At 65.8% G+C, this 1,213-nt stretch carries 2 protein-coding genes; one reads left to right on the forward strand and one right to left on the reverse strand.

The window, feature by feature from the left end:
• Nucleotides 1-252: 252 nt before the first annotated feature.
• Nucleotides 253-513 (forward strand): hypothetical protein, encoded by a 261-nt coding sequence (locus AC1DY5_RS56280; protein WP_478122814.1) that lies wholly within the window; start codon nucleotides 253-255, stop codon nucleotides 511-513.
• A gap of 153 nt (nucleotides 514-666) precedes the next feature.
• Here AC1DY5_RS56280 and AC1DY5_RS56285 read toward each other — a convergent pair.
• A partial coding sequence (locus tag AC1DY5_RS56285) for a S1C family serine protease (RefSeq protein WP_478122815.1) occupies nucleotides 667-1,213 on the reverse strand: 547 nt, incomplete at its 5' end.

The following is a 1,213-nucleotide window of genomic DNA, read 5'->3' on the forward strand; positions in this document are numbered from 1 at the left end:
TTTTCCCGACTTGTTACCAGAACTCGTCACATTTATCGGCCATTTGGGGGGATACCGGGGGAATCGAGCCCCCTCGGAACCTTCGGCACCGGGCGAGCAGGCAAGCCCAGCGGACCAGCCCCTTGTGGGTCATGGCCCAGAGATGGCCTAAGTCCCACACCAGAACCCGACCACCCCTAGAACCAGCACCCCCGCGCGCCAGATCCTCCCGCCTGACGCCGGGACCGAGCACTATATGAACAGCAACAAGACTTGAACCGCGGCTCCTACGCGGACAACGATCCTGGCGAATCCGATTCCTTCTCGAACATCGGCCCATCGCAGATCAACCCTTCGACGGCCGCGACCCCGGATGGCGACACCCCTGCGGAACCTGCGGAACGCCTGAGTAACTGGTACGAATCCGCCGTGCAGCCGGCCCACCCCCGGCCCAAGGAGCGAGAAGGCGCCACTGGCGCTCCGGTGATTGAGTGGGCGAAAGGACAGGAGAGCGAGCATCCGGCTGGCGCGTGACAAGCGCACCAGCGTCAGGCTGGCGCGGCCCGTATCGTGCTGCTGGCCGCATAACCCGAGGCCTTTATCTGGACCAAGAGCGTCCGCGACCTCCTGCATATGGTCATTTGCTAGCAGTCGCTTGAGCTCAAAACAGAACGCAACACTGCACTGCTAAATGCCCTCGGGCTTGCGCAGCGTCTGCATGCGGTCGATCGCATGGACCTTGATCCTGCGAACCTCGAGGCCCTGCCGCACCGTGAGTTCGACCTCGGCATCGGCCGCCGGGCGCTGCCAGAGCTTCTTGTAGAAGGCCTCCAGCGTATGGACCTCGACGCCGTCGACGGCCAGCACCACGTCGCCGGGCTGCAGCCCGGCCTCGAGCGCCGGKCCCCAGCGGTCGACCCGCACGACCTGCACGTGGCCGTCGCGCTCGAAGGACGAGAGGCCCAGCCAGGGACGCACGCTGGCCCGGGTGCGCCCGGTGGACTGCATCTCGGCCAGCACCGGGCGCAGCAGTTCGACTGGCACGAACATGTTGCCCGGCAGGCTGCGGTTCGGACCGCCCGCTTCGCGCACCAGCAGGCTACCGATGCCGACCAGCTCGCCGTTGCGATTGAACAGCGAGGCGCCGCTGTGGTTGCCGATCGGCGGACTGGTAAAGAGGGCAACGTCGATGTGGTATTCCCAATTGCCCGAGAACGGCCGCGTCGCCACCAGC

The organism is Variovorax sp. P4_D9, assembly GCF_056401695.1.